Consider the following 25922-nt stretch of genomic DNA (forward strand, 5'->3'; position numbering starts at 1 on the left):
TCCTCTTGGGAACACAAGCAATGCACGCGGCTTTGCGCGCGCTGGTTCAATTCGGGTAGCCGAGCCTAGCCCACGGAGCCTTCGAGCGAGATGCCGATCAGCTTCTGCGCTTCGACGGCAAATTCCATCGGTAGCTCCTGGATGACTTCCTTGACGAAACCGTTGACGATCAACGCGATCGCTGCTTCGGTCGGGATGCCACGCTGCAGGCAGTAAAACAGCTGGTCTTCGGAAATCTTCGACGTCGTGGCTTCATGCTCGAACTGTGCCGTCGAGTTCTTTGCCTCAATGTAAGGCACGGTATGCGCACCGCACTTGTCGCCGATCAGAAGCGAGTCGCACTGCGTGAAGTTGCGGGCGTTCGATGCCTTGCGGTGGGTCGAGACCTGGCCGCGATAGGTGTTCTGGCTGAAACCGGCAGCAATGCCCTTGGAGACGATACGGCTCGACGTGTTCTTGCCGAGGTGGATCATCTTCGTGCCGCTGTCGATCTGCTGATAGCCGTTAGAAACGGCGATCGAGTAGAACTCGCCGCGGCTGTCGTCACCGCGCAGGATGCAACTCGGATATTTCCAGGTGATCGCCGAGCCGGTTTCGACCTGCGTCCACGAGATCTTCGAGCGGTTGCCACGGCAATCGCCACGCTTGGTGACGAAGTTGTAGATGCCGCCCCTGCCCTGCTTGTCGCCCGGATACCAGTTCTGGACGGTGGAATACTTGATCTCGGCATCGTCAAGCGCAACGAGTTCGACCACGGCGGCATGCAGCTGGTTTTCATCGCGCTGCGGTGCAGTGCAGCCTTCGAGGTAGGAGACGTAGGCGCCTTCTTCCGCGATGATCAGAGTGCGCTCGAACTGGCCGGTGTCCTTCTCGTTGATGCGAAAGTAGGTCGACAGTTCCATCGGGCAACGAACGCCCTTCGGCACGAACACGAAAGAGCCATCGGTGAAGACGGCCGAGTTGAGCGTTGCGTAATAGTTGTCCGTCGTCGGAACGACCGAGCCGAGGTACTTCTTGATGAGATCGGGATATTCGCGGATGGCTTCCGAGATCGACATGAAGATTACGCCGGCCTTCTTCAGCTCTTCCTTGAACGTCGTGACAACCGATACGGAGTCGAAGACAGCGTCGACGGCGATCTTCGAGGTCTTCACGCCGGCCAGCATTTCCTGCTCGCGCAACGGAATGCCAAGCTTTTCATAAACCTTCAGTAGTTCAGGATCGATTTCGTCGAGCGACTTCGGGCCGGTCTGGCCCTTTGGCGCGGCGTAGTAATAGATGTCGTTGAAATCGATCTTCGGATAATCGACGCGAGCCCATTTCGGTTCTTCCAGCGTCAACCAGCGACGATAGGCATCGAGACGCCATTCGAGCATCCATTCCGGCTCCTGCTTCTTCTCGGAGATGAAGCGGATGATATCCTCGGACAGACCCTTGGGAGCCTTGTCCATTTCAATCTTGGTCTCAAAACCATATTTGTACTGGTCCACATCGATCAGGGCGACCTGATCGATTGTTTCCTGCACAGCTGCCATGTCGTTCTCCAATCTTGCCGGATCCAAGGTCCGGCAGCTTGTCAATCCGATACGTTTTCGGCGTATCGCTTATGTAATGGCTAAAGGGCGATTTTCACCCCGTTTGCCAAGCGGAAAATTCCCTTTCCGCAACTTTCTCGTCATGCCGCAGCGCCCGAAAGCCGCCGCCGCCCCGAAATCTTCGAAAAGACCTCTACACATCTGTCGATATCCGTATCGGTCGTCGACGGACCGATGGAAAGACGCAGTGCGCCCTGCCCGGCATCATGCCCCATCGCCGTCAGCACATAGCTCTGCCCGACCTTGCCCGACGAGCAGGCGGAACCGGCCGAAAGGGCAATGCCTTCCAGGTCGAAAGCAATCTGCCCCGTCTCGGCCTTCAAGCCGGGAATCGTGAAGAAAGACGTGTTGCCGATACGTGCGCCGTCGCGACCATGGATCAACACATCAGGTGCCGCGGCCATCATCGCACTTTCCAACCGGTCGCGCTTAGCTGCAATCAATGTCATGCAGGCTTCGATATCCTTCGTCGCGATATCAGCCGCCGCGCCAAAGCCGGCGATGGCGACGGGATTTTCGGTTCCGGAGCGATGCCCCTTTTCCTGGCCGCCACCACGGATCAAGGCTGACGGCATGAGGATCTCGCCACGCGCGACAAGCGCACCGGCCCCCTTTGGTCCGCCGATTTTATGGGACGAAACCACCATGAAATCCGCGCCGATCTCCTCGATCGACAAGGAAACGCGACCTGCCGCCTGCACCGCATCGACGACAAGGATGCCACCAGCTTCCTTGACAAGCGCTGCCACGGTTTCCATCGGCTGCAGGATACCTGTCTCATTGTTGGCGAGCATGACCGCGACCATCGGAAGACCGCTCGCCCGATCATGGCCGGCGAGCACTGCCTTCAGCGCATCGAGATCGATCATGCCGGCTGGCGTGACTGGAACTTCTTCAACGTCCTGGCTGGCAAAACGCCCGCCCTCGCGAAAAGCCGGATGCTCGATCGCGGACACATAAAGCCGGCCGATCCTCAGCGGCGTCTTGCCCATGCGGAAATCAGGAGTGAGGACCAGATTGGCCGCTTCCGTCGCACCGCTGGTGAAGATCACGCTTGCAGCAGAAGCACCGCACAACGTAGCAACGGAGCGACGCGCGTTCTCGATCATCATCCGCATCCGCCGACCTTCGGCATGAACGGACGAAGCATTGCCGACCAGATCAAGCACGGACAAGCAGGCATCGCGCGCTTCGGTCAGAAGCGGCGCCGTCGCATTCCAGTCCATATAGATGCGCGCTTGCGTCATGATCCTTGCCAAACAGCGGCCTCAACCCATCTAAAGGCAAACGGCCGGTGCATTTTTCTTGAAATTTTCGCTTCGCTTGCCGTAAGAGACGACATCACCACGGAAGCCCGTGATCAGTTTTGAATGGTTCTAAACTGTGTTTTAGAAAAGCTGAGTGATTTCGTCAAGACAGTTCAGTGTCTGAATCGGTTTTTTAGGACCATACGCATACCCGGAGAAACAATGCCCGAAGTCATTTTCAACGGCCCCGCCGGTCGCCTTGAAGGCCGCTACCAGCCTTCCAAGCAGAAGAACGCACCGATCGCCATCGTCCTTCATCCGCACCCCCAGTTCGGCGGCACGATGAACAACCAGATCGTCTACCAGCTGTTCTACATGTTCCAGAAGCGCGGCTTCACGACGCTCCGCTTCAACTTCCGCTCCATCGGCCGCAGCCAGGGCGAGTTCGACCACGGCGCCGGTGAATTGTCCGATGCCGCCTCGGCTCTCGACTGGGTGCAAAGCATGCATCCGGATTCGAAGAGCTGCTGGGTCGCCGGTTATTCCTTCGGCGCCTGGATCGGCATGCAGCTTCTGATGCGCCGCCCGGAGATCGAAGGTTTCATGTCGATCGCGCCGCAGCCGAACACCTACGACTTCTCCTTCCTCGCCCCCTGCCCGTCCTCGGGCCTGATCATCAACGGAGATCTGGACAAGGTCGCGCCGGAGAAGGACGTCAATACGCTCGTTGAGAAGCTGAAGGCACAGAAGGGCATCCTGATCACCCACAAGACTTTGCCCGGCGCCAACCACTTCTTCAACGGCCAGGTCGATACGCTGATGGGCGAATGTGAAGATTATCTGGATCGCCGCCTCAACGGTGAACTGACGCCGGAACCGGCTGCCAAGCGCATCCGCTGATCCTTAAATCATGTCGCGCAAAAGTGTGCAGCGGTTTTGCATAACGACATGCGCAAAAACAAAGAGCTAAGGCGGGGGAAGCGAATGTGAAGGATCGCGACACACCTTAGCGCCAAGCATCAATCGGCCCGGCATCCCGCGATGCCGGGCGTTTCTGTATCAATCGAACCTATGCCCGCGCTTGGCGCGCGGCATAGGCCGTCAGTTCGGATTCGTTTCGTTCGGCTCGAACAACACGGTTGCGGCCATTCTTCTTCGCTTCATAAAGCGCCTTGTCGGCAGCCTGAAGAATCACGTCGATTGGTTCACGTGCATTCTTCATCGCGCAGACGCCGAAACTTGCGGTGAGACGGACATGCTCCGGCAAACCGGGTAGCTTGTCAGACGAAAAATTGCCGCGAACGGCCTGGGCAAACAGATAGCCCGTCGCATCGCCGGTGGAAGGCAGGAAGACGGCGAACTCCTCTCCCCCAAGCCGCGCACAGACGCCATCAGCCGGCGCATGTTCCATCAGCGTCTGCGCCAGTTTGACGATCACCTGGTCCGCGGAGAAATGCCCGTAGGTATCGTTGACCGCCTTGAAGTGATCGAGATCCACGAGAATGACACAATGCGGAAACGCCGCAATTGGCCGTGCGATGACCCGGTTCACCCGTTCGAAGAATCCTCGGCGGTTCAGAAGACCCGACAGGGGGTCAATCTCGGAGCGCGACTTCGCCTCATCCATGATGTCGACGACGATGACGGCCAGCAAGGTGAGGCCGGTCGAAACCACGAGGATCGCACCCAGGCTCTGCGATACCAGCGCATAGGTACTGGTGAGATAGGCCTGCGCATTGGGACCTGCGGTTATCACGGCGAAATAGGATTTGCTGAGGAAATGCAGGCCGGTCAGCAACAAAAGGGCCATGAGCGTACGATCGCCATAGCCTCGGCGACCTGAACGATAGACGGCGAGCGCTGAAACCATCTCCACGACGAAAAACGGCAGCTGGTAACCGAGCGAATGTATCCAGCTGTTGCGCGGCAGATCGTAGATGAGCAGGTTTACACCCAGCGAGATGCCAAAGAGCAGCAAGGCTCCGCCGATATTGACGGGAAAGACGTAAAGGGAACCGATGCCAACCCGGATGAGATAGACGCCAAGAAGCAGCGATGCAAAGGCACCGAGCGACCACAACCTGTCGAAATCATCGAATCGTATCAGAAGCTCAAAAACCGCAGCCAGCGATGCGGTAGCGAATGCGGCGGCAAACCAACGGCCTGCGGCCGGAAAGCGGCTTCGTCCTGCAATAACAAGGAAAAACACGCAGAACAGCTGCGCGATCAGGAAGTTAACAACGAGAAGAAATAGCGCGCCGTTCATCAAGTCCGTCCGTATCGGGTGCACCCCGTGCCCTTGCCGCCGTGCGCGCAGTCTGCAGTCACGGGCAGGATTAAGCGGCAGACTAACACGCGCCGGCAAAGGAACCGTTAATCAACTTTCGGGATTGCCCTTTCGCTGGGCTTGGCCAGCACACCACCGCTCACGGCATGGGATACACCAGTCGTGCCCGGAAAAGTCAGCGGAAGCTCAAGCTGCGAACGGACCGCAAGATAAGCCCAAGCCTCGGCTTCCATAGCATCTCCATCAAAACCGAGTGCTTCGGCCTTGATGACACTTGCGCCGTTCAGCCGGGCAAGCTCCTCAAGATGGGTCATGATGATCTGGTTGTGTCGACCACCGCCGCAGACGACGTAGCGTTTCGGCGATTCGGGAAGGTGTGACGCCGATTTCAGGATGGCGGCCGCCGTCACATAGGCAAGCGTGCGCGCGCCGTCTTCAAGCCCGGCTTCGATTTTGGACGGCGGACGAAAGTCGTTACGATCAAGCGAACGCCGCCGATTTGATACAAAGAACGGATGTTCGAGATAACGGGCGGCGAGATCGGACAAGACTTTGCCGCGGTCTGCGATCGCGCCTCCTTCATCGAAGGCCTGGCCTGTGCGCAATTCCACCCACTGGTCGATCAGCGTGTTGCCCGGCCCGCTGTCATAGGCGACGATTTCGCCCTTGGTGCCAATAAACGTCAAGTTGGAAATACCGCCGATGTTGACGAAGACCGTTGCGGAACGGTCGTCCAAACTTCTCGCCAACGCCGAGTGATAAACCGGAATGAGCGGCGCGCCCTGCCCCCCGTGTCGCATGTCGTTGGCGCGCATGTCATAAACGACCGGGATGCCGGTAAGATCTGCCAGCAACTGCCCGTCGCCCAGCTGCACCGTCAAGGCCTCGTCGGGCCGGTGCAAAACCGTCTGGCCATGAAAGCCGATGACATTGATATCGCCGTGCTTCAGACCATTGTGGAAGAGAAAATCGCTGACGGCAACGGCATGCCGGATCGTGAGGTTGCGCTCGAGCGCTCCGAGGTCCGCCGGCCTGGCCTTTCGATCGGTGACTTTCTTTGCGTCAACAAGACCCTGCTTCAAACGGTCGCGAAAACCTGCCTCATAGGGCACGCTCATGGATGGGGCGCGTTCGATCTGCCTGTCGCCGTCGGTGCGCAGGAGGGCAATATCGATACCGTCCATGCTGGTACCACTCATCAGCCCGATCGAAGTCCACACAGCCTTCATCCCGTCGTCCCTTTGCTTACCGATCCGCTCACTCAAAGTTTGCAGGCGCAAACAGGTGCATCTTGCCGAAAAGAGTGGTAAACGCCCCGCCGTTGTCCAACAAGAGCGCTTGTCCGCTCATCCTTCAACAGCCTACCGAGAGAGACGATCTCATGTCCGAGTACAAGTCCGATTTCCTGCGCACGCTGAAAGAGCGTGGTTTCATCTACCAGACGTCCGACGACGCCGGTCTTGACGCCCTCTTTGCCAAGGAAACAGTGACGGCCTATATCGGCTTCGATCCGACCGCTCCGAGCCTTCACGCTGGCGGTCTGATCCAGATCATGATGCTGCATTGGTTGCAGGCAACCGGCCACCGACCGATCTCACTGATGGGTGGTGGCACCGGCATGGTTGGCGATCCGTCCTTCAAGGAAGAATCCCGGCAACTCATGACGCCGGACACGATCCAGTCGAATATCGACAGCATCAAGACGGTCTTCTCGAACTACCTCACCTATGGGGATGGTCCGAAGGATGCGTTGATGATCAACAACGCCGACTGGTTGCTTGGCATCAATTACCTGGAATTCCTGCGTGATGTCGGCCGCCACTTTTCGGTCAACCGCATGCTCGCCTTCGACAGCGTCAAGACCCGCCTTGATCGCGAACAGTCGCTGTCCTTCCTGGAATTCAACTACATGATCCTCCAGGCCTATGACTTCGTCGAACTCAACAAGCGGACGGGCTGCCGGCTGCAGATGGGCGGTTCCGACCAGTGGGGTAACATCATCAATGGCATCGACCTCGGCCACCGCATGGGAACGCCGCAGCTCTATGCTCTGACCTCGCCGCTGTTGACCACGTCTTCCGGTGCAAAGATGGGCAAGTCGGTGAACGGCGCCGTCTGGCTCAACCCGAGCATGTTGTCGGCCTATGACTTCTGGCAGTACTGGCGCAATACCGAAGACGCCGACGTGTCGCGCTTCCTCAAGCTCTATACGACACTGCCGATGGACGAAATCGCACGCCTTTCCGCGCTTGGCGGATCGGAGATCAACGAGGTCAAGAAAGTCCTCGCAACCGAGATCACCGCGATGCTCCATGGTCGTGTCGCCGCCGAGCAGGCTGCCGAGACTGCACGCAAGACCTTCGAAGAAGGTGCTATTGCCGAAAACCTCCCCACCGTCGATGTGACGGCTGCCGAACTGGATAGCGGCATAGGCCTTCTGTCGCTCATCGTTCGCGCCGGTTTTGCCGCCTCGAACGGCGAGGCGCGCCGCCATATTCAGGGCGGGGCTGTGAAGATCAACGATAACGCGATCTCTGATGAGCGTTTTGTCATCGGTTCCAACGACGTCACAGCAGAAGGTGTCGTCAAGCTGTCTGTCGGCCGCAAGAAGCATGCGCTGGTGCGCCCGGCCTAAGCCACAACGCTCCTGAGGCCGGCGCCTGGCGCCGGCTTTTCTATTGGAACTCGAAGATGTTGCGGAAAACCCCGGGAGCGATAAGCGACAAGGGGTTGATGACCAGGTTCGGCTTGTCGAACGGACCGGTGAGCTTGAAAGTGATCCCGAGCAGACCCCGATCACTCCCGTTGCCGAGCAGAACACCGATCAGCGGCAGTTCTCCGAACAGGCGGTTGAGACCGTAGAGAGGCATGAAGGTCCCTGTCATGTCCATATTGCCGTTCTTGTCACGCAGAACGCCTTGGAACGTCGCACCCACATCGACGCCGCGAACGATCCCACCGTCGAGCTTGACGGTGTTCTGATCCAGCGCGACATTGGCAAATCCACGATCAAAACGGGCGGAGCGAACGTCGATATCGCGTTTTACCGCCTGATTAAGACTACGTCCGTCCGAGCCGGTCGGTGTGGAGACGATCGATTGAAGGCGGGATTCGTTGATCAGGGAGAACTTGCGGATATCGATGCTTCCCCGCCAGGAATTCGCCCCCCGGTCCCGAAGTTTGACGTTGAGAAGCCCACCTCGCATGTTGCCATAGAGATCGGCGAACCGCGCAAGAGCGCCGGCGTCACCGCTGGTCAGTTCCAGCATGTTGTCAGGCCCGTTGGCAACGATTTTTGCAACCACCGCCTGCTCACTCTTGGTGACTGCGGATAGATTGAGGGCGTCGATCTGCTTTCCACGGGCAACGTAGCGCAGGTTGAGGTTCGAAAGCGTCTCGGAATGAAAACCCGTGACCGAATCGAGCGTGGCGGAAATGGAAACCTGGCTGGACTGATTGCCTCCGCCGGCGCTATCCGATTTGCGCATGTTATCCAGCAGAGGTCGAAAATCAGCGGTTCTACCACTGACCGTGACACCGTAACCGTTCTTCGCTCTCTCGAGCGAAACGCGGTAATCATCATCGGCAGCAAGGCGAACAGACGTGAAGTCTCCCTTACGCAGCCCACTCTTGTCGAGCACCAGGTCTCCGTTTGCGCCGAAACCGTCGCCTTTCAGTGCGAAATCACTGATCGACGTCACGCCATCACTTGTTTTTGCCGAGAAATCGAGGCTCGCACCAATTCCCCTGCCCTTTGACCATCCGACCCAAGGCAGTACCAGTGATGCATTGTCAAGATCGGCCGAAACGGTCTGGACGTCTTTGTCATCAACCTTGATAGCAACATCCACTGCGCCGCTGACAATATCCGCAAGGCCAGGGACCATCTTCCGAATGGCTTTGTCGTCGAATGTCCCGGAAATCTCGCGCTGGCGTTTGACCGTGCTTTGCGCACCCACTGGCTCCACGAGATTGAGATCCAGGGGAATCCCGTCGATTTCAGCCTTCGATTGCAGCTCCGCTTTCGTCTGATCGACGCGCAGCGTCCCGTTGATAGAGGAAATGTTTCGTCCGGCAATCGGCGTCTTTACATCGACACCATCGAGAGCCATTTCCGCCTGCCATTGTGGCGGCGATGGATTTTGTGATGGGATGAGGCCAAAACGGGCTCCGACTTCGGCTGTCATCGGCCCGGAAAAGTCCTCCACCTTGAAAGGCGTGCGTTGCAAGGCCCGGATCGGCCGATAGCTGACAAGCTCTGCCAGCGCATCTGCTTCTCCCGCCACATCAAGGCGCATTTCCGCCATAAGCGGCTTTTCGTAGGTTTTCGGAATGACAAAATCACCACCCCGCAAGGTCACGGACCGACCGGATGGGGAATAGGTCGTGCCACCCTTGATATCGATCTGCATATTCTCGCCCTTGAGCTTGAAAACTCCCGAAGCATCCCTCAAGGGCGGCAGATCACCCGCGATGTTCATGCGCACATCGGCGAGATTGAAGGAGATCATCAGCTCTTTGTCGTTGAGGTCGAGGGGGCCGACATTTTTCGCAATCCTGCCTTCCGGCAAGAATACTTCGATCTTGCCGTCGGTCACGGTTCCACCGAAGACGTTGGCGACAACCCATTTACGAGCCGTCTTGGCGATCCACCAGGGCCAGAGCTGCTTTACGGCCGCCGACTGCACCTTGTCGGTCAAGGCGGCAAAGCTGACTTGCGGCGATGTCTCGCCAAAACTCATGGAGAGCGATCCGACCATGGAGCCTTGCGCGCTTGCCACCGTCAGATGATCGAAAACAAGATCCTGAGTTTCCGACAGGTATTGGCCCCTCGCCTTCGCGTCGAACAACAACGGCGGATCGGAAACGTCCTCCGGCGCCGAACGAGCGCCCTGCGCCAGAAGGTCGATTGCAAAGCCCTTGCGCGTGTCCGCATTGACCTTGTCCAGGTCGATGATGGCGCCCGAGAAGGGGAAGGCAGATCGTCCCACCCTTACAATCGAAGGAAGGATATCAATGGAACCGCGCTTGAAATCGTATGAAAGATTGAGTTCTGATGGTTTCAGTGAAGAGGAAAGGCCTCCTGCTTGAAAAATCCCCGCCTCGGACGTCGCGCCAAGCTGCAATGTCGGCGCAGCGTTTTCACTGCCGCGCATGGCCTTGATCGTCAGACTCGCACTGCTGTCGATACCAAATGCGGTTTCGGTGGCGCTCGCCGACCTGTGCAGCAGCGCCGAGAGCGGAAGACCCGACGCCGTACCGTCCACCCGGACAATCTTGCCGCCATCCCCTGTTGTCGCCAGATGAAGCTCAGCCTTGTCACCGTCGATATCGAAGATACCCGCGATCCGCATGGAACCATTGAGGGCACGGGTGAAATCGAGAGTCTCGATCACCACCGGGACGATACGCTTTCGCGGGCCGGTAAAGGACAGCCGCACGTCGGCAATTCTGACATTTTCGGTATTCCCCCGCGCAATAAAGCGCGAGATCGCATCGATCTGTCCGAAGGCACTCTCAAGCCCCTCCCCGACATCACTGATACGGATGCCTGTCAGGTCGATCGGTTTGCCTTGAGGCAACAGCGTGGGATCGAGCATGGCGCCTTCGGCCTCGATCTGCGAAACAGCCACTCGACCGGTCAACAACGCAAGCGAATCAAGCTCGATATAAACCGAGCGCGTCGTGATGAGACGCTTTTGGGAGGTGTTTTCGACCAGGGTCACATCCTGCGCCTTCAGCGCCAGCGAACCGCTTGATGTCATCCGTAGGACGGTACTGCCCACTTCGGCGTGATAGTCATTCCCCAGCGCAGTATTCAGCGCAGCCATAGCGTGGGCGTTCAGCGGCCTGTCGATCAAACCGCCTTCGACTGCCAACAGCAGCAGCATCACCAACCCGAGGGCTAAACCGCAAATTCCGAGAAAAATCCCGGCCGTGAGATGAACAGCGCCACGCTTCAAAGGTGCATGAACGATGCAGGGATCGTGGGCCTGCGCTGACGGCAGGCGATGCAGGGCGATGATGTCACCCTTGCCAAATTTCACCTTCTCGCCGCGAATTTCGCTCATCGGCGCAGCGTGCCTCCGTCGATCGGCTTCTGTCCAGTCATATGTCTCGTCTTCCTCGCCGGACAGCCCGGATATGTGGCGCAGGTCTGCACCATTGGTATCGAACATGCTTTGCAAGAAGCTGTCCGCATATCGGATAGTCAGCTCCTCTGCGTCAAGCCAAACCGTTGACCACGGTCTGGGGGAACGGCGCAATGTCGGCTCAAGGCAATCCCGCCGAACACCAAAATAAAGGTTCGCAGACCGCAGGTCTTTACGCGTGGGGAGCCTGCCGTTAAAGCCGGAGCCGGGTGCCTAAAAGAAGAAGCAGTCGAAAACGAGGTCAATTCATGGCAAAAGTGGCAGCAGGAGATGCAGCTCCCGATTTCGAACTGCTTCGCGACGGGGGCGGAACCATTTCGCTGGCGTCATACCGGCTTGGGTGGCTCGTCCTTTTTTTCTATCCCAAGGACGACACCAGCTCCTGCACCACAGAGGCGATCAATTTCAGTTCCAAGGCGGAGGAATTTGCAGCAGCCGGCGTCAGCCTGCTGGGTATATCGCCGGACCCGGTGAAGAAGCATGATAAATTCATCAAGAAGTACGACCTGAAAACCCCGCTGGTCTCCGATGAGACGAAAGCAGTCTGCGAGGCCTATGGTGTCTGGGTGGAAAAAACACTCTATGGTCGCAGATACATGGGGGTCGAGCGAACGACCCTGCTTATCGATCCGGAAGGTGTTGTCCGCCGTGTATGGGAAAAGGTGAAGGTCACAGGCCATGTCGAAGACGTCCTGGCGACAGCGAAGATGCAGGCGGAGCATGGCTCGACATGACGGAACTTCCTCGCATCCATAGCCTTCGCGACGGCGCGGCCAAGGCAATAGCGGCTGCCGATCTCGATCTGAAGACCGAACTTGCACAGGAGACTGCGCGGCGATGGGACGACCGGAAGCTTTCCCTGCGTTCGCCGCTTGACCTTACGGTACCCGAGCGCCCGGGTCGCCCGGCCCGTCCGGAATTGATCGCACCCACGAAGATGGTGCGCCGAACACTACACTCGACACGCGGCCGGGTAGCGCTCCTGCATGCCATTGCTCACATCGAACTGAATGCGATCGATCTTGCCCTCGATATCGTCGCCCGGTTTGCGGGCGAAAAGGTGCCGAATTCCTTCTTCGACGGCTGGATGCGGGTTGCCTTCGAGGAAGCCAAGCATTTCCGTCTCGTGCGCGATCGCCTGCGCCAGCTTGGGGCGGATTATGGCGACATGCCCGCCCATGACGGTCTCTGGCAGGCCGCGCACGACACCCGAAATGACCTGACCGCGCGGCTTGCCGTCGTGCCGCTGATTCTCGAAGCACGCGGCCTGGACGTTACGCCGGCCCTTCAAGCCAAGATGCGCGAGGCCGGAGACATGGAAAGCGCTGCTGTTCTGGACATCATCTACGAGGACGAAAAAGGTCATGTGGCCGTCGGCGCCAAGTGGTTTCGCTTTCTGTGCGCTCGTCAGAAAAAAGACCCGGCAGCCACGTTCCAGGCCCTGGTGCGAGCGAATTTCCGCGGACCGCTCAAGGCGCCATTCAACGATGTTGCTCGCGCCGAAGCCGGGCTGACGCCCTCTTTCTATCGCTCGATGACGGCTTCGACAAATATCTGATTTCTATCGCTATGAAGTGGATTCCATACCGCGGAACGAGGCGCGGGAAAGGCTTTGTTAACCTTAATAATATCTAATCACAGCCATCAAAAGCGCATCTATATGATGGGGGCGATCAGGTGTCAGGACGCACGGAAAATCGCGTTTTCGGCAAGAAAACCGAGAAACACATCCTGATTCTCGCCAAGGGGGACAAGGTCAGGCATATGACTTTCCAGCCATGGACGGTGGCTGTATCAATGTGCTTCGCTTCCGCCCTTACGGTCGGCTATCTCGCCGCCACATCCTATCTCGTCCTGCGCGATGACCTTATTGGCGGAACCATGGCCCGTCAGGCACGCATGCAGTACGAATATGAAGACAGGATCGCAGCTTTGCGTGCGCAGGTGGATCGCGTCACAAGCCGTCAGCTGCTGGATCAACAAGTCGTCGAAGAAAAAGTCGAAAAGCTGCTGCAGCAGCAGCTCGCCCTGACCTCCCGCCATGGAAAACTCGGCTCGCTTCTCGATCGCGCCGAAAATGCCGGCGTCTCGACGGAGAAAGGCGAAGCCATCACGCCTACAGCCAATGCCTATGAAAAACGTGCGGATGCAGCCGGTTCTCGCGGCCTGCGGGCCATCGAACGGCTCATGGGCATCAGCAAGTCCGATTCGCTCCCCCCGATACAGGCCGCTCTCGGCTATGCACCCGCGACTGAAAACGAACCGACTTCGGACCGCGCTGACCGGCTGTTTTCCCGCGTGACCCTTTCGCTCAAGGATATTGAGCATGCGCAGCGCTCCCGGCTCCAGACCCTGACCGAGCAGACGGCCGACACCGCCGACGAGATCGCAGCGATCGTTGGGCGCACCGGCGTGCACATCGATGACAAGCCGCTGGAGGAGGCAGCGGACACGGCTCCGGCAGAAGAGGGCTCTGCCATTGGCGGTCCGTTCGTCGAACCAGAGTCCTCAGAGGATTTCAACGCATCGCTTGTTGCCCTGGACGGCGCCCTGGGGCGGCTTGAGCAGATGCGAAGCCAGGTCAAGAAATTACCCTTCTCTAACCCCTCTCCGGCAAGCGATATCACCAGCCGCTTCGGCAACCGCGTCGATCCTTTTCTGGGCAGGCTGGCGCTCCATGCCGGCATTGATTTCCGGGCATCCCTCGGCACACGGATTGTGGCGACAGCGCCCGGTACCGTGATCACGGCAGGACATAGTGGCGGCTATGGAAACATGGTCGAGATTGACCACGGCAATGGCGTGACGACACGCTTTGCCCACTTGTCAAGTTCGCTGGTCAACGTTGGCGATCATGTCGAAGCCGGACAAGTCATTGCCAAAACCGGCAACACCGGGCGCTCCACCGGCCCTCATTTGCATTACGAGGTTCGTCTCAATGGCGAGGCCGTCGATCCCATGCGTTTTCTGACCGCCGGCATGAAGATCGAAAAGCTCGTAAACTGAGGCCGGCCTTAAAGCATATGCCTTTGAAACAGGCATAAAAAACCGATTATTACCGTCTTCTCTAAAAGGCATCCGGAATTTACTTCTTTTTATTGACTGATCAATCGATCAAACGCCCGGTTTTCTTGACTTTGTGCCGCTTTGAGCCTAAGAGCCCCCACAACGCGCCCCGTGGGTGAGCGCGATGTCACCAGTGTTCTCCCGAACCGGAACGGAAACAGATTTCCAATTGACCACGTTTTCTGATCTTGGCCTGAGCCAAAAAGTACTCTCCGCAGTAACTGATGCGGGCTACACCATTCCGACGCCAATCCAGGCAGGGGCCATTCCGCCAGCCCTCCAGCGTCGCGACATTCTCGGCATCGCTCAAACCGGCACAGGCAAGACCGCTTCCTTCGTGCTACCGATGCTGACGCTCCTGGAAAAGGGACGCGCACGGGCTCGCATGCCACGCACGCTGATTCTCGAGCCGACGCGCGAACTCGCTGCGCAGGTTGCCGAAAACTTCGAAAAATACGGCAAGAACCACAAGCTCAATATTGCGCTGCTCATCGGTGGCGTGTCCTTCGACGAGCAGGATCGCAAACTGGAGCGCGGCGCCGACGTGCTGATCTGCACCCCCGGCCGCCTGCTTGATCACTGCGAGCGCGGCAAACTCCTGATGACCGGCGTTGAAATCCTGGTCATCGACGAAGCCGACCGCATGCTGGATATGGGATTCATTCCCGATATCGAGCGCATCGCCAAGCTTATTCCGTTCACCCGCCAGACGCTGTTCTTCTCTGCCACCATGCCTCCGGAAATCCAGAAGCTGGCCGACCGGTTCCTGCAGAACCCGGAACGGGTCGAAGTGGCGCCGCCCTCCTCCACCGCCAAGACCGTGACGCAGCGTTTCGTTGCGGCCCATGCGAAGGACTACGAGAAGCGCGCCGTTCTGCGCGACCTCATCGGTGCACAGCAGGAGCTGAAGAACGCGATCATCTTCTGCAATCGCAAGGTTGATGTCGCCGATCTCTTCCGCTCTCTCGAACGTCACGGCTTTTCGGTCGGCGCGTTGCATGGCGACATGGATCAGCGCTCGCGCACCACGATGCTGGCAAACTTCAAGGATGGCGGCATCAAGCTGCTGGTCGCATCGGACGTTGCTGCTCGCGGCCTCGATATCCCCGATGTCAGCCACGTCTTCAATTTCGATGTGCCGATCCATGCGGAAGACTATGTGCACCGAATCGGTCGCACCGGTCGTGCCGGTCGCTCAGGCGCCGCCTTCACGCTGGTGACCAAGCGGGACACCAAGTTCACCGACGCCATCGAAAAGCTGATCGATCTGAAGATCGAATGGCTGAATGGCGACCTTTCGGCCCTTCCGGCGCCGATGGAAAGTTTCGACAACGGCAAGTCCGACCGCAGCAAATCGGATCGTGGTCGGGATCGTGATGGCAAGCGTGGCCGGCGGAACGACACCGATAGAGGCGCGTCCAGTCACAAATCGGACACCAAATCAGACGATATTGCGATCGCAAGCGAAGCAGTGACGACAACAAAGGCGGAACCCGTGAGAACAGAACGTAAGGCAGAAACCAAGCCGCAGAATAGCCAGCGCAATGGCAATCGGAATGCTTCTGCGCCGTATCCTGCCAATGATGACAACCGCGACCGTCGCAACCGCTACCGCCGCGACCATGACGATGGCCCGACGCCCGTTGGCTTTGGTGACGACATTCCGGCCTTCATGCTGATCGCGGGCAAGGCCTGATCCGTCAACGCTTGACGCTTTTTATTTGCAAGCCGCCTTCACTTTTCGTGCAGGCGGCTTGTTTCGTATCCGGCTACCGATCACCGGGTGACGGACGTCGCCGACCGAATGTATTTGGTCTTGAAGGGCGTTAACCGCCGACAATGACGAGCGCAGTGGTGAGCGGCGCAGACGCGGCGTGGGTCCACAGCTGGTAGCCAACCACGGTGCCCAGGATGGCTGACCAGATTGCAAAATCTCCGAAGCGAAAAAGGGGCTCTCTCATCGTCGTTCTCCCGAAGGGCTTTGTGACGTTCTTGATGGGAATATCGCCCCTATCGTTCACCGTTTAAAGATCGAAACCAGTGAACACTGCTTCCAGAATTGAACAATCAACTCGTTCGGGTAGAGTTGCAAAACGGTGACGCGTGTCGAAAATCGTGGTAGAATCCAATCATGAACCCGCGGCAATGCAGTTGTTACGGAGGATCGCTATGCATTACAGCCTTCAGTTCTTCACATGGACGCCAAAGCAGGGCGTTCATCAGGTCGGCTCTGCCGTGGAAGTGAACGCGATTAGCCCGAAGCTGGCAGCGACAACGCTTCTTGGCGTGCGCCTTGACGAAGCAGGTGCTGCTCGAAAGCTTGCTGTTCGCGTCTGGAGCGACAGCGACGACTGCAAGGCCGATTGCGCCTGCTACTATTATCATTGAGCGGCCAAACGGACAGCAGCGACAACGCCGCATTTTTTTCATGTGCCTTTCCGGAATTCACGTGGTTTTAAGCACTTGCGGAACACAAATGGAACATATAGTGTCTGTTCTTGATTTGTTTCGCAATTCCGGAGTGAAATGTCATGCTGACCCGCAAGCAACAGGAACTGCTGCTTTTCATTCATGAGCGCATGAAGGAATCCGGCGTGCCGCCGTCCTTCGACGAAATGAAGGATGCCCTGGATCTTGCGTCCAAATCGGGCATCCACCGTTTGATCACAGCCTTGGAAGAACGTGGGTTCATTCGCCGGCTTCCGAACAGGGCGCGTGCGCTCGAAGTGATCAAGCTGCCGGAGGCCTATTCGCCAAGTCTTCAGCCCAAGCGCGGCTTTTCTCCCAGCGTCATCCAGGGGAGCCGGGATGTAGCGCCGCCCCCCGCCAAAGCTCGCCCGCCGGAAACCAACTCCGTCAATGTGCCTGTGATGGGACGAATCGCGGCGGGTGTCCCGATCTCCGCTATCCAGAACAACACGCATGATATCTCCGTACCATTCGAAATGATCGGTGCCGGCGAGCATTACGCTCTGGAAGTGCGCGGCGATTCGATGATCGAAGCAGGTATCCTCGACGGCGATACCGTCATCATCCGCAACGCTAACACCGCCAGCCCCGGTGAGATCGTTGTGGCCCTCGTCGATGATGAAGAGGCGACGCTGAAGCGCTTTCGTCGCAAGGGTGCTTCTATCGCCCTGGAGGCCGCAAATCCGGCTTATGAAACGAGGATCTTCGGCCCGGACCGGGTGAAAATCCAGGGCAAGCTCGTCGGCCTCATTCGCAAGTATCATTGAGGCGCTCCGGCGTTCGCGCCTCAATCAAAGACGGGAAAAATCACAGCATTCGCGGATATTCCCCTTGCGATTTGTCTAGGATGATTCTAAACGCTCGCAACGGCCCGAGTGATCGGACCTGAGAGGCCTCGTGGCGGAGTGGTGACGCAGAGGACTGCAAATCCTTGTACCCCGGTTCAATTCCGGGCGAGGCCTCCAAATTTTTCCCGCCACGAAAACAAGTGCTTACGGCTGCATTTTTGCGGTTAAGTACTGGGTGGCTCAACATCAACATATTTTCGTTGCGAAAAACCTCTGCCGTCTGCGCTCCCAGTCGCGCTTGAGGCTTTGCATAGCCTGTAAATTTTGAAACTCGAGGATGCACCCTCCGCTTTTAACGTGCACTCCAAAACCAAGTCCGCACTCGTTCGAACTCTTTTCCTGCACGCCAGGCCCCTCCGCAACTTCTGTTGTTCATCGCCTGGGAGGAACCTTTGCCAGTCTGTCCCGTTGCCCTCTCAGTTCGACCGTGAGAAGGAGTTTGAGCGATGGCGACCCATTTGGATGAACGGGGCGACAGGGTTTCGAGCGTAGACGAAGATAGAACAGTCAAGGCGACCACAAACGAGGCGCGGCAGGGCGGACTGGGAAAACCTGTTTTTATCGTACTGATCTGCGGGTTGCTTTTGGCTATTGTCGCGTGGGCGGGTGCGGAACTGTTCGGTGAGAGCACCGATAATGACGCTTCAACCCGGACCCAGCAGACCACTCCGATGACACCCGCGGAAACTGGCGTCTCCAACAGCTAGGCCACGACTACCTCGCCGAGCAACGAAGCGCAGCAACCGGCACCTGTCGACAAGGATCCAACGCCGCAGACCGGCTCCGGTGATTAACGGCCCGTGAGGGCGTCAAACTAGACGGCGCGGCTTAGACCTATGGTATGCCCGTGTTTTAACGGGTGCTCAAATATCGCTGTCGCTTAAACCGAGCGGTAGCCTCTGTTGAGATAGACAAGTGCTTCCCTGGCCTCAGCAGTCTGCATCGCGACTACTTTGCCAAACAGCACCATATGCGTTGCGATGCGCTTGACGTCGATCACCTCGCAATCGAAGACAGCCATTGCACCGTTTAGCGAGGGCGCACCCGTCAAAAGCGTGCCCCAATCGCCGTGGTCGAACCGGTATTCAGGTTCGATGGGTTCGCGACCTGAAAATACGTTGGCCAACCCTATCTGATCGGCGCCCAGGACGTTGAGGGCAAAACAACCGCTAGTCAGAAAGATGTCATTTCGCACGTTGGCCTGGTTGAGGCACACAAGCAGGGTCGCAGGATCATCTGACACCGAGCAGGCGGCAGTAATCGTTACGCCGCGACGGGCCTCGCCCTCCGCTGTCGTCACGATATGGACATGGCCGGCAAGTTGGCTCATGGCGTCACGATAGGAAACGGGGTCGAGGGCAAGCGTCTGCAACACGAAACTCTCCGAACAATGTATGGCCTTACACATAGTCGTTGGCGGAAAATATGTAAGCGGCAAGTGCAGATCTGGACACAGCGCCGTGATCTTTTCCTTTGACCCCAAAGGCCACATCTTTAAAACAGCAGCTATCAACGGAACACGCCGAAAATTTGGGATGGAACTGCGAATGCGTCGACTGACAGCAAGTCTTGCCATGGCTGCGATTATAATTGCATCGCCGGCTGCAGCGGCCGGTCTCAAGATCGCGGTTGTCGCTCCGGCCGAAGGTCCCTTCGCGCTGCTCAGCAAGCAGATCACCGATGGTGCAAGCTTCAAAGCCAAGGATCGTGGCACCGAAATCATACCCATTGCCGAGACGTGCGAGGCTTCGGGCAGCGCGGACCTTGCCAAGGCAATTGTCGATAGCGGCGCCGAAGCTGCGATCGGTTTTCTCTGCACGGAAAGCCTCGAGGCCGCCATGCCCGTTCTCGCCCCTGCCAATATTCCAGCCATCACGCTCAGTGTCCGCTCCGATATCCTGATGGGCGACGCGATCAAGAACAATTGGCCCTTCTTCCGTCTTGTTCCGAATGCCGGCGCGGAATCGACAAAGATCACGGAAGCAATTCTTGCGCGCTGGAAGAACGAACCACTGGCGCTGATTGATGATGGCACGATCCATGGGCGTGAACTTGTTGAGAGCATCAAGGGCGCCCTCGCCGAGATCGGCCTGACGCCGCTCTTTGCCGATACCTACCGCCCTGCCCAGGAACAGCAGGTCGCCCTCGTGCGCAGGCTGGTCAAAAGCGGCGCTACCCATGTTTTCGTGGGCGGCGACCGGTCCGATATTGCGGTGATTGCACGGGATGCGAAGGCGGAAAATGGAGGTCTCATCTTCATGGGTGGAGAAGCGCTGAATGCCGCGGACGATCCGGTGCCACTGGAAGATGGTGTGCTGGCGATTGCCCTGCCCGACTATGCACGCCAGCCGGCAGCCGCAGATGCAACGGCTGCATTCAATCAGGCCGGCATCGTGCCGGAAGGTTATGTCCTGCCAGGCTTCTCAGCCGTTACCCTGCTTGAAGCGGCGAAGGACAAGGCTGCCGCCGAAGACATCCCGCTGCGCGCCGCCGTGGCGCGCGGATCATTCGAAACAGCTATTGGCACTGTTAGCTTTGGCGCTGACCACGAATTGAAGCCGACACCCTATCGGCTGCTGGAATGGCGCGACGACCGTTTCGTCGAGCCAGCCCAACAGGTGAACTGACGATGCGGCCAGGCCCGCGCAACTCCATCACCGATGTCGCCGGGATCAAGGTTGGCAATGCCGAGGACGTCAGCCTGAAATCCGGCGTTTCTGTCGTCGTCTGTGATGAGCCGGCGATTGCGGCCTGCCAGGTGCTCGGCGGCGCCCCCGGTACCCGCGAAACGGATTTGCTTGAGCCACACAATACGGTCCAGGCAGTGGACGCCATCGTTCTTTCCGGCGGATCCGCCTTCGGGCTCGACGCCGCGTCCGGCGCGCAGAGCGCCCTTGCCGAAGACGGTCGCGGCTTTGCCGTTGGCCCCGCGCGCGTGCCCATTGTTCCGGCCGCCATTCTTTTCGATCTGCTCAATGGTGGCGACAAGTCGTGGGGTCGATATCCGCCCTATCGCGAGCTTGGCTATGATGCCGTGCGCAATGCCGGTCTGGCGTTTCGGACCGGCAGCGCCGGTGCCGGCACCGGGGCGCTCACGGCAGGCTTGAAAGGCGGGCTCGGCACGGCATCGGCGATCGAAGGCGGCATGACGATCGGTGTACTCGTTGCCGTCAACGCGCTGGGTTCCGCGACGATTGCGAGTTCCCGGCATTTTTGGGCAGCTCCCTTCGAGGAAGGCAATGAGTTCGGCGGTCTCGGCATGCCACACCCTTTCCCGCAAGGAGCGCGCACTATCCGCACCAAGATGGGCGGCAAGCCCGCGGAAATGCGCAACACCACCATCGCCGTAATCGCCACCGACGCCCTGCTGACGAAGGCAGAAGCCAAGCGACTGGCGATTGCCGCCCATGACGGATTCGCCCGTGCGCTCTGGCCAGCGCATACGCCATTTGATGGTGATATTGTCTTTGCCCTCGCCACCGGGAAGAGCGGCGTGAAACCCGATGAGCGTGGTTTCGTCACGCTCTGTGCCCTTGCCGCCTCCACGATGGCACGCGCTATCGCAAGGGGCGTGCACGATGCTACGCCCATGGATGGGGATACTCTGCCGGTTTGGTCTCAATCGCCTCCACACGCCTGAAAAGGCTGTCGCGAGCACGGAATCTTGCTCGCAATATTGTTTGCGCACCACAGCGGTGCTATTGCCCGGAAAACGCCTGGAGCCAAACATCATGACATTGCCAATACGCATCGCCCCGTCGATTCTCGCCGCAGATTTCGCAAAACTCGGCCAGGAAGTTCGCGATGTGACCGAGGCGGGCGCCGACTGGATACATCTCGACGTAATGGACGGCCACTTTGTGCCCAACATCTCCTTCGGGCCGGATGTCATCAGGTCTCTGCGACCGTTCACCAGGGCAACGTTCGATTGCCACCTGATGATCGCTCCGGCGGATCCTTATCTCGAGGCCTTTGCAAAGGCGGGTTGCGATATCATCACGGTTCATGCCGAAGCCGGTCCGCATCTGCATCGGTCGCTGCAGACCATCCGTAATCTCGGCAAGAAAGCCGGCGTATCGCTCAATCCCGCAACGCCTCCCAGTGTCATCGAATACGTCCTCGATACCGTGGACCTCGTTCTTGTGATGTCGGTCAATCCTGGTTTTGGCGGGCAGAAATTTGTAACCTCCGCCCTCGACAAGATCCGCACGATCCGGTCGATGATCGGGGATCGGCCAATCGAGCTTGAAGTGGATGGCGGGGTTGCAGCCGATACGATCGCTGATATCTCGGCTGCCGGTGCCAACGTCTTCGTCGCCGGTTCCGCCATCTTCAAGGGCGGCAAGATCGAGGCCTACAGCGATATGATCGGTACCCTGCGCACGCTCGCCGAGGCTGGCCGCTGATGACCGCGCCGGCCCGCACGATCGATTGGATCGCGGGCTGGTTTATGCTGGCTTCTGCCCCTGCTTTTGCGGGTGATATTGCCTCGCTCGGGGTCATCGGCTTTTCTGAGGATGGCGGTGCCTTTGCCTTCGAGGAAGATGGTGTCGCGGACACGGAGACACGCTGATGCTCCAGATGGGTGACTCGCCTCCGGAAAAGCAAGGCACTCTCCGCCGCGCGATACTGCGTCTGAGGGAAACAAGCCCAAGCCTTCGCGAACTCTTCTGCGGCGCAATTCTCTGGGGCGTCATGATGGCTGCGGCAGCCTTTGGGGCGCTCTATCTTCAAAACAGAGCGGAAACCGCGCGGCTTGATGCGGTGCTGGCGCTTTATCTTTGCGGCGGCATTCTTGCCTGGCCTTTTGCGCTCTCTCTGGCTCGGTTTTGCGCATATGATCGCCGCAGCGAGGCACGCTTCGCCGCCTATTTTGTCTGCCTGACGGTATTTACCATCACTGCAACGGCATTTCTCTTCGCCATGCAATACCGGCAGTTCTACGAACAGTGGCACGCCCCGTTTGGCAGCCGCATCTGGATTTATCAGTTTATCATCACTGGCGCTGGCGCCACTTACCAGTTTGTCGTCATGGGCGTGCGACTGTTCGTTCCGTTCGGAGCGGTCGTGCTTGCAGCAACAAGCCTGTGGCTGGCAAAACCTCGACTTTCACCGCCCTGGAACCGCTAGCGATCGACTCGAGCGTTGAGATTGCCCCCTATCTTTGCTAGAGGCACAGCCAACTTCACCTCAATACGAAAGCAAAGCCCATGATCCCCCGCTACTCCCGGCCGGAAATGGTCGCCATCTGGTCGCCTGAAACGAAGTTCCGCATCTGGTTCGAGATCGAAGCCTATGCCTGCGACGCACTGGCAGAGCTTGGCGTCATTCCGAAGGAAGCGGCAAAGATCATCTGGGAAAAGGGTAATGCTGCCGAATTCGACGTCGCGCGGATCGACGAGATCGAAGCTGTCACCAAGCATGACGTCATCGCGTTCCTGACCCACCTCGCCGAATTCGTCGGTCCGGACAGCCGCTTCATCCATCAAGGGATGACCTCCTCAGACGTGCTGGACACGACCTTCAACATCCAGCTGGTTCGGGCCGCCGACATCCTGCTTGCGGATATGGACCGCGTTCTCGCGGCGTTGAAGGCACGCGCCTTCGAACACAAGGACACGGTGCGCATCGGCCGCAGCCATGGTATCCATGCCGAGCCGACGACTATGGGGCTGACACTTGCCCGCTTCTACGCGGAGATGAGCCGCAACCGCGACCGGCTGGTCGCTGCCCGGGCGGAAGTGGCAACCGGTGCAATTTCGGGTGCCGTCGGCACCTTCGCCAATATCGATCCGAGCGTCGAAGAATACGTTTGTGAGAAGCTCGGTCTCGTGCCCGAGCCGATCTCGACGCAGGTCATCCCGCGCGATCGTCATGCCATGTTCTTTGCCACGCTCGGCGTCATCGCGTCTTCGATCGAAAACGTGGCGATCGAAATCCGTCATATGCAGCGCACGGAAGTTCTGGAAGCCGAGGAATTCTTCTCGCCCGGCCAGAAGGGCTCGTCAGCCATGCCGCACAAGCGCAATCCTGTCCTGACGGAAAACCTGACCGGCCTTGCCCGCCTCGTGCGCATGGCCGTGACGCCAGCCATGGAAAATGTCGCCCTCTGGCATGAGCGTGATATCTCGCACTCTTCCGTTGAACGCGCCATCGGACCTGACACGACGATCACGCTCGACTTTGCACTGAACCGTCTGGCCGGTGTCGTCGAGAAGCTGGTGATCTACCCGGACAACATGCTGAAGAACATGAATAAGTTCCGCGGCCTTGTGCATTCCCAGCGGGTGCTGCTTGCCTTGACGCAGGCTGGCGTGTCACGCGAGGACGCGTATCGCCTGGTTCAACGCAACGCGATGAAAGTTTGGGAACACGGCAAGGACTTCCTCGAAGAGCTGCTGGCAGACGCCGAGGTTCGCGCAGCCCTTCCGGAAGAAACCATCCGCGAAAAGTTTGACCTTGGCTATCACACCAAGCACGTCGATACGATCTTCCGCCGGGTATTCGGCTGATTTTCGGCTGGGGAGCCTTCGGGCTCCCTCTCCCGCCCCCCTGCGTTCCGCTTTGACGCAGATGCCTCAAAAGCGAACGGTTTTCTCAATCGAATCCTCAGCCTTTGGTGAAATCCTGCCTTTCAACGAATAATGGGAGGCAAGACATGCCGGTTCAGCAGGTTGTTGAGAGGAAGGCGAAGCGGGTTGCGACGAAGTTTACCGGCGAGGTCACGTGCAAGGGCGGCACCAGCCGTGGTATCGTCAAGGACCTGTCCCCGGCTGGCATCTGCTTCCAACTCTATTTCGACATCAATGCGAAGACAGGCCAGGAAGTCACCATCGAGAGTGACGAGCTTGGCCATCTGACAGGCGTCGTCCACTGGTACCGAGGCGACAGGATCGGCATTCGCCTTCACGCGTCATCCAACACCTCGGCCCAGGTTTCGTCCTACTTCAAGTACTTCCGTTAGCGTTTGTCAGGGAAAAGTGGAAACCGGTTTTCCCGTAAAGACAAACGAAAACAAAAGAATCTAGAGGATGCCTGGTTCAATCCGAACCGGACATCCTCTAGATGCCGTAATGGGCCGACGCTTCCGAGAATGTAGCCAGATTGGTGGCTGTCCCTCAGAATGACGATGTTGAGACGGGGTCCGAGCTGGTCGGCCCCAAACATCAAGCGAGGAACAGCCATGGAGTACTTTGCCGGAATTGATGTTTCTTTGGAAGCGAGCAGCGTGTGTTTGGTGGATGCCGCGGGCAAAATTATCCGCGAGACGAAGGTAGCGAGCGATCCAGATGCGCTGATCGAACACTTTGTTTCGTTGGAGTTTGCCGTGAGGCGGGTGGGGCTTGAAGCAGGTCCCTTGTCTCAATGGCTCCATGAGGGCCTAACGAAGGCTGGCTTTGATGTCGTTCTGCTGGAAACCCGCCATGTGAAGGCTGCCCTGTCGGCGATGATCATCAAGACGGACCGTAAAGATGCACGCGGCATCGCCCAATTGTTGCGGATGGGATGGTATCGCGCTGTGCATTCGAAATCTCCCGGCTCGCAGGATGTCCGGGCGCTTCTGACCGGTCGCAAACTGCTGCAGGCCAAATTGCGTGACGTCGAGCTCAGCATTCGGGGTATTTTGCGGGGCTATGGCTTGAAGGTTGGCGAGGTGAGCCGCGGCCGATTTGAAGCACGAATATTTGAGCTCGTCGACGGACATCCGGTGTTGAAGACCGTGATAGGCGCTATGTTGCAGGCTCGTCATGCGCTTTGGACGGAGTTCACCAAAATGCATCGTGAGATGTTGAAGATCGTTCGCCAGGATCAGGTCTGCCAAAGACTGATGACCACACCGGGCGTTGGTGCGCTCGTTGCTATTACCTATCGCTCCGCGATCGACGACCCAAGCCGGTTTACGAAATCTCAGACCGTCGGCGCCTACTTCGGGTTGACGCCGAAGAAATACCAATCCGGCGAGACGGATCTGGACGGTGGCATCAGCCGGGTTGGTGACACAATGGTGCGCACCGCCCTTTACGAGGCGGCCCACATTATGCTGACCCGTGCTACCAGGTTCTCGGCGCTGAAACGATGGGCAGTCGATGTGGCAAAACGGCGTGGCATGAAACGGGCGAAAGTCGCGCTGGCCCGCAAGCTTGCGACGATCCTTCATCGTATGTGGGTGAACGAGAGCGAATTCCGTTGGGGCAAGGAAGCCTCTGCGGCATAGATAGCGGTATCGAGACGAGGTATTTTGGGCTCGTCTCAATGAA

General features: G+C 58.3%; 24 protein-coding genes and 1 tRNA gene. 18 read left to right on the forward strand and 7 right to left on the reverse strand.

The features are described 5' to 3' along the window. Positions 1-65: 65 nt before the first annotated feature. Together sufB and QO002_RS12825 are read right to left on the reverse strand one after the other, a co-directional pair. On the reverse strand, positions 66-1535 hold the full coding sequence (gene sufB / locus QO002_RS12820) for a Fe-S cluster assembly protein SufB (RefSeq protein ID WP_307230199.1): 1470 nt from the start codon (positions 1533-1535) through the stop codon (positions 66-68). 140 nt (positions 1536-1675) lie between these two features. Then, positions 1676-2842, reverse strand: a complete 1167-nt coding sequence (locus QO002_RS12825) for a cysteine desulfurase family protein (RefSeq protein ID WP_307230201.1) — start codon at positions 2840-2842, stop codon at positions 1676-1678. A gap of 222 nt (positions 2843-3064) precedes the next feature. On the opposite strand from QO002_RS12825, the gene QO002_RS12830 reads away from it, so the two are divergent. Further along, the gene (locus QO002_RS12830) at positions 3065-3742 is read left to right on the forward strand and encodes an alpha/beta hydrolase (RefSeq protein ID WP_307230203.1); all 678 of its coding nucleotides are present in this window, start codon (positions 3065-3067) and stop codon (positions 3740-3742) included. A 169-nt stretch (positions 3743-3911) separates the two neighbouring features. Here the strand turns inward: QO002_RS12830 and QO002_RS12835 are convergent, their stop codons facing one another. Continuing rightward, positions 3912-5108, reverse strand: a complete 1197-nt coding sequence (locus QO002_RS12835) for a GGDEF domain-containing protein (RefSeq protein ID WP_307230204.1) — start codon at positions 5106-5108, stop codon at positions 3912-3914. Between the two features lie 107 nt (positions 5109-5215). Continuing rightward, positions 5216-6358 (reverse strand): anhydro-N-acetylmuramic acid kinase, encoded by a 1143-nt coding sequence (locus tag QO002_RS12840; RefSeq protein WP_307230206.1) that lies wholly within the window; start codon positions 6356-6358, stop codon positions 5216-5218. A gap of 152 nt (positions 6359-6510) precedes the next feature. Here QO002_RS12840 and tyrS point away from each other — a divergent pair, with 152 nt between their 5' ends. Continuing rightward, positions 6511-7764, forward strand: coding sequence for a tyrosine--tRNA ligase (tyrS, locus tag QO002_RS12845; protein WP_307230208.1), 1254 nt, complete (start codon positions 6511-6513; stop codon positions 7762-7764). Positions 7765-7804: 40 nt separating this feature from the next. Here tyrS and QO002_RS12850 read toward each other — a convergent pair whose 3' ends face one another. After that, positions 7805-11200: a YhdP family protein gene (locus QO002_RS12850; protein WP_307233357.1), complete on the reverse strand. Its 3396-nt coding sequence runs from the start codon at positions 11198-11200 to the stop codon at positions 7805-7807. 329 nt (positions 11201-11529) lie between these two features. On the opposite strand from QO002_RS12850, the gene QO002_RS12855 reads away from it, so the two are divergent. The 4 genes from QO002_RS12855 (at position 11530) to QO002_RS12870 (ending at position 16043) form a co-directional block, all read left to right on the forward strand. Continuing rightward, positions 11530-12015, forward strand: a complete 486-nt coding sequence (locus tag QO002_RS12855; RefSeq protein WP_307230210.1) for a peroxiredoxin — start codon at positions 11530-11532, stop codon at positions 12013-12015. Continuing rightward, entirely contained in the window at positions 12012-12839 is an 828-nt protein-coding gene (locus tag QO002_RS12860) for a ferritin-like domain-containing protein (RefSeq protein WP_307230212.1), read from the forward strand. Before QO002_RS12855 ends, QO002_RS12860 begins: the two co-directional genes overlap by 4 nt. A gap of 119 nt (positions 12840-12958) precedes the next feature. Then, entirely contained in the window at positions 12959-14287 is a 1329-nt protein-coding gene (locus QO002_RS12865; protein WP_307230214.1) for a M23 family metallopeptidase, read from the forward strand. A 229-nt stretch (positions 14288-14516) separates the two neighbouring features. Then, the gene (locus QO002_RS12870; protein ID WP_307230216.1) at positions 14517-16043 is read left to right on the forward strand and encodes a DEAD/DEAH box helicase; all 1527 of its coding nucleotides are present in this window, start codon (positions 14517-14519) and stop codon (positions 16041-16043) included. A 130-nt stretch (positions 16044-16173) separates the two neighbouring features. Here QO002_RS12870 and QO002_RS12875 read toward each other — a convergent pair whose 3' ends face one another. Beyond that, a complete protein-coding gene (locus QO002_RS12875) occupies positions 16174-16308 on the reverse strand; it encodes a hypothetical protein (protein ID WP_307230218.1) in 135 nt (44 codons plus the stop codon). Between the two features lie 208 nt (positions 16309-16516). Here QO002_RS12875 and QO002_RS12880 point away from each other — a divergent pair, with 208 nt between their 5' ends. The 4 genes from QO002_RS12880 to QO002_RS12895 all read left to right on the forward strand — a co-directional run bounded on the left by QO002_RS12880 (position 16517) and on the right by QO002_RS12895 (position 18371). Then, positions 16517-16735, forward strand: a complete 219-nt coding sequence (locus QO002_RS12880; protein WP_307230220.1) for a hypothetical protein — start codon at positions 16517-16519, stop codon at positions 16733-16735. Positions 16736-16878: 143 nt separating this feature from the next. Next, positions 16879-17583, forward strand: coding sequence for a transcriptional repressor LexA (gene lexA / locus QO002_RS12885; protein ID WP_307230222.1), 705 nt, complete (start codon positions 16879-16881; stop codon positions 17581-17583). 124 nt (positions 17584-17707) lie between these two features. After that, a tRNA-Cys gene (locus QO002_RS12890) sits at positions 17708-17781 on the forward strand. 329 nt (positions 17782-18110) lie between these two features. Continuing rightward, positions 18111-18371 carry a hypothetical protein gene (locus QO002_RS12895; protein WP_307230224.1) on the forward strand — a complete coding sequence of 87 codons (261 nt, stop codon included), beginning with the start codon at positions 18111-18113 and terminating at the stop codon, positions 18369-18371. Positions 18372-18544: 173 nt separating this feature from the next. Here QO002_RS12895 and QO002_RS12900 read toward each other — a convergent pair whose 3' ends face one another. Then, positions 18545-19072, reverse strand: coding sequence for a flavin reductase (locus tag QO002_RS12900; RefSeq protein WP_307233359.1), 528 nt, complete (start codon positions 19070-19072; stop codon positions 18545-18547). A 139-nt stretch (positions 19073-19211) separates the two neighbouring features. Between QO002_RS12900 and QO002_RS12905 the strand changes: the two genes are divergently transcribed. From QO002_RS12905 to QO002_RS12940, 8 genes are all read left to right on the forward strand, one after another. After that, positions 19212-20291 (forward strand): ABC transporter substrate-binding protein, encoded by a 1080-nt coding sequence (locus tag QO002_RS12905; RefSeq protein WP_307230226.1) that lies wholly within the window; start codon positions 19212-19214, stop codon positions 20289-20291. Between the two features lie 2 nt (positions 20292-20293). Then, positions 20294-21304: a P1 family peptidase gene (locus QO002_RS12910; RefSeq protein WP_307230228.1), complete on the forward strand. Its 1011-nt coding sequence runs from the start codon at positions 20294-20296 to the stop codon at positions 21302-21304. A gap of 91 nt (positions 21305-21395) precedes the next feature. Then, positions 21396-22070: a ribulose-phosphate 3-epimerase gene (gene rpe / locus QO002_RS12915; protein ID WP_307230230.1), complete on the forward strand. Its 675-nt coding sequence runs from the start codon at positions 21396-21398 to the stop codon at positions 22068-22070. Continuing rightward, a complete protein-coding gene (locus QO002_RS12920) occupies positions 22070-22237 on the forward strand; it encodes a hypothetical protein (RefSeq protein WP_307230232.1) in 168 nt (55 codons plus the stop codon). The genes rpe and QO002_RS12920 overlap by 1 nt, the downstream gene beginning before the upstream one ends. An 8-nt stretch (positions 22238-22245) precedes the next feature. Beyond that, on the forward strand, positions 22246-22794 hold the full coding sequence (locus tag QO002_RS12925) for a hypothetical protein (RefSeq protein ID WP_370878547.1): 549 nt from the start codon (positions 22246-22248) through the stop codon (positions 22792-22794). An 80-nt stretch (positions 22795-22874) separates the two neighbouring features. Continuing rightward, positions 22875-24176, forward strand: a complete 1302-nt coding sequence (gene purB, locus QO002_RS12930; RefSeq protein WP_307230235.1) for an adenylosuccinate lyase — start codon at positions 22875-22877, stop codon at positions 24174-24176. 146 nt (positions 24177-24322) lie between these two features. Next, the gene (locus QO002_RS12935) at positions 24323-24628 is read left to right on the forward strand and encodes a PilZ domain-containing protein (RefSeq protein ID WP_307230236.1); all 306 of its coding nucleotides are present in this window, start codon (positions 24323-24325) and stop codon (positions 24626-24628) included. A gap of 219 nt (positions 24629-24847) precedes the next feature. Continuing rightward, a complete protein-coding gene (locus QO002_RS12940; RefSeq protein ID WP_307230238.1) occupies positions 24848-25879 on the forward strand; it encodes an IS110 family RNA-guided transposase in 1032 nt (343 codons plus the stop codon). The last annotated feature ends 43 nt before the right edge of the window (positions 25880-25922 follow it).

The sequence above is a fragment of the Pararhizobium capsulatum DSM 1112 genome, from assembly GCF_030814475.1.
In the GTDB taxonomy this organism is placed as follows: domain Bacteria; phylum Pseudomonadota; class Alphaproteobacteria; order Rhizobiales; family Rhizobiaceae; genus Pararhizobium; species Pararhizobium capsulatum.

Bases quoted from the DNA above. Each gene is read 5' to 3' on its own strand.
- QO002_RS12855 (WP_307230210.1), top strand. From the start codon at position 11,530: ATGGCAAAAGTGGCAGCAGGAGATGCAGCTCCCGATTTCGAACTGCTT.
- QO002_RS12920 (WP_307230232.1), top strand. From the start codon at position 22,070: ATGACCGCGCCGGCCCGCACGATCGATTGGATCGCGGGCTGGTTTATG.
- QO002_RS12850 (WP_307233357.1), bottom strand. From the start codon at position 11,200: ATGAGCGAAATTCGCGGCGAGAAGGTGAAATTTGGCAAGGGTGACATC.
- QO002_RS12940 (WP_307230238.1), top strand. From the start codon at position 24,848: ATGGAGTACTTTGCCGGAATTGATGTTTCTTTGGAAGCGAGCAGCGTG.
- QO002_RS12840 (WP_307230206.1), bottom strand. From the start codon at position 6,358: ATGAAGGCTGTGTGGACTTCGATCGGGCTGATGAGTGGTACCAGCATG.
- QO002_RS12860 (WP_307230212.1), top strand. From the start codon at position 12,012: ATGACGGAACTTCCTCGCATCCATAGCCTTCGCGACGGCGCGGCCAAG.
- QO002_RS12825 (WP_307230201.1), bottom strand. From the start codon at position 2,842: ATGACGCAAGCGCGCATCTATATGGACTGGAATGCGACGGCGCCGCTT.
- tyrS (WP_307230208.1), top strand. From the start codon at position 6,511: ATGTCCGAGTACAAGTCCGATTTCCTGCGCACGCTGAAAGAGCGTGGT.
- QO002_RS12830 (WP_307230203.1), top strand. From the start codon at position 3,065: ATGCCCGAAGTCATTTTCAACGGCCCCGCCGGTCGCCTTGAAGGCCGC.
- QO002_RS12895 (WP_307230224.1), top strand. From the start codon at position 18,111: ATGGCGACCCATTTGGATGAACGGGGCGACAGGGTTTCGAGCGTAGAC.
- rpe (WP_307230230.1), top strand. From the start codon at position 21,396: ATGACATTGCCAATACGCATCGCCCCGTCGATTCTCGCCGCAGATTTC.
- sufB (WP_307230199.1), bottom strand. From the start codon at position 1,535: ATGGCAGCTGTGCAGGAAACAATCGATCAGGTCGCCCTGATCGATGTG.
- QO002_RS12900 (WP_307233359.1), bottom strand. From the start codon at position 19,072: ATGTGTAAGGCCATACATTGTTCGGAGAGTTTCGTGTTGCAGACGCTT.
- QO002_RS12905 (WP_307230226.1), top strand. From the start codon at position 19,212: ATGCGTCGACTGACAGCAAGTCTTGCCATGGCTGCGATTATAATTGCA.
- QO002_RS12910 (WP_307230228.1), top strand. From the start codon at position 20,294: ATGCGGCCAGGCCCGCGCAACTCCATCACCGATGTCGCCGGGATCAAG.
- QO002_RS12835 (WP_307230204.1), bottom strand. From the start codon at position 5,108: ATGAACGGCGCGCTATTTCTTCTCGTTGTTAACTTCCTGATCGCGCAG.
- QO002_RS12880 (WP_307230220.1), top strand. From the start codon at position 16,517: ATGCATTACAGCCTTCAGTTCTTCACATGGACGCCAAAGCAGGGCGTT.
- QO002_RS12935 (WP_307230236.1), top strand. From the start codon at position 24,323: ATGCCGGTTCAGCAGGTTGTTGAGAGGAAGGCGAAGCGGGTTGCGACG.
- QO002_RS12875 (WP_307230218.1), bottom strand. From the start codon at position 16,308: ATGAGAGAGCCCCTTTTTCGCTTCGGAGATTTTGCAATCTGGTCAGCC.
- QO002_RS12925 (WP_370878547.1), top strand. From the start codon at position 22,246: ATGGGTGACTCGCCTCCGGAAAAGCAAGGCACTCTCCGCCGCGCGATA.
- purB (WP_307230235.1), top strand. From the start codon at position 22,875: ATGATCCCCCGCTACTCCCGGCCGGAAATGGTCGCCATCTGGTCGCCT.
- lexA (WP_307230222.1), top strand. From the start codon at position 16,879: ATGCTGACCCGCAAGCAACAGGAACTGCTGCTTTTCATTCATGAGCGC.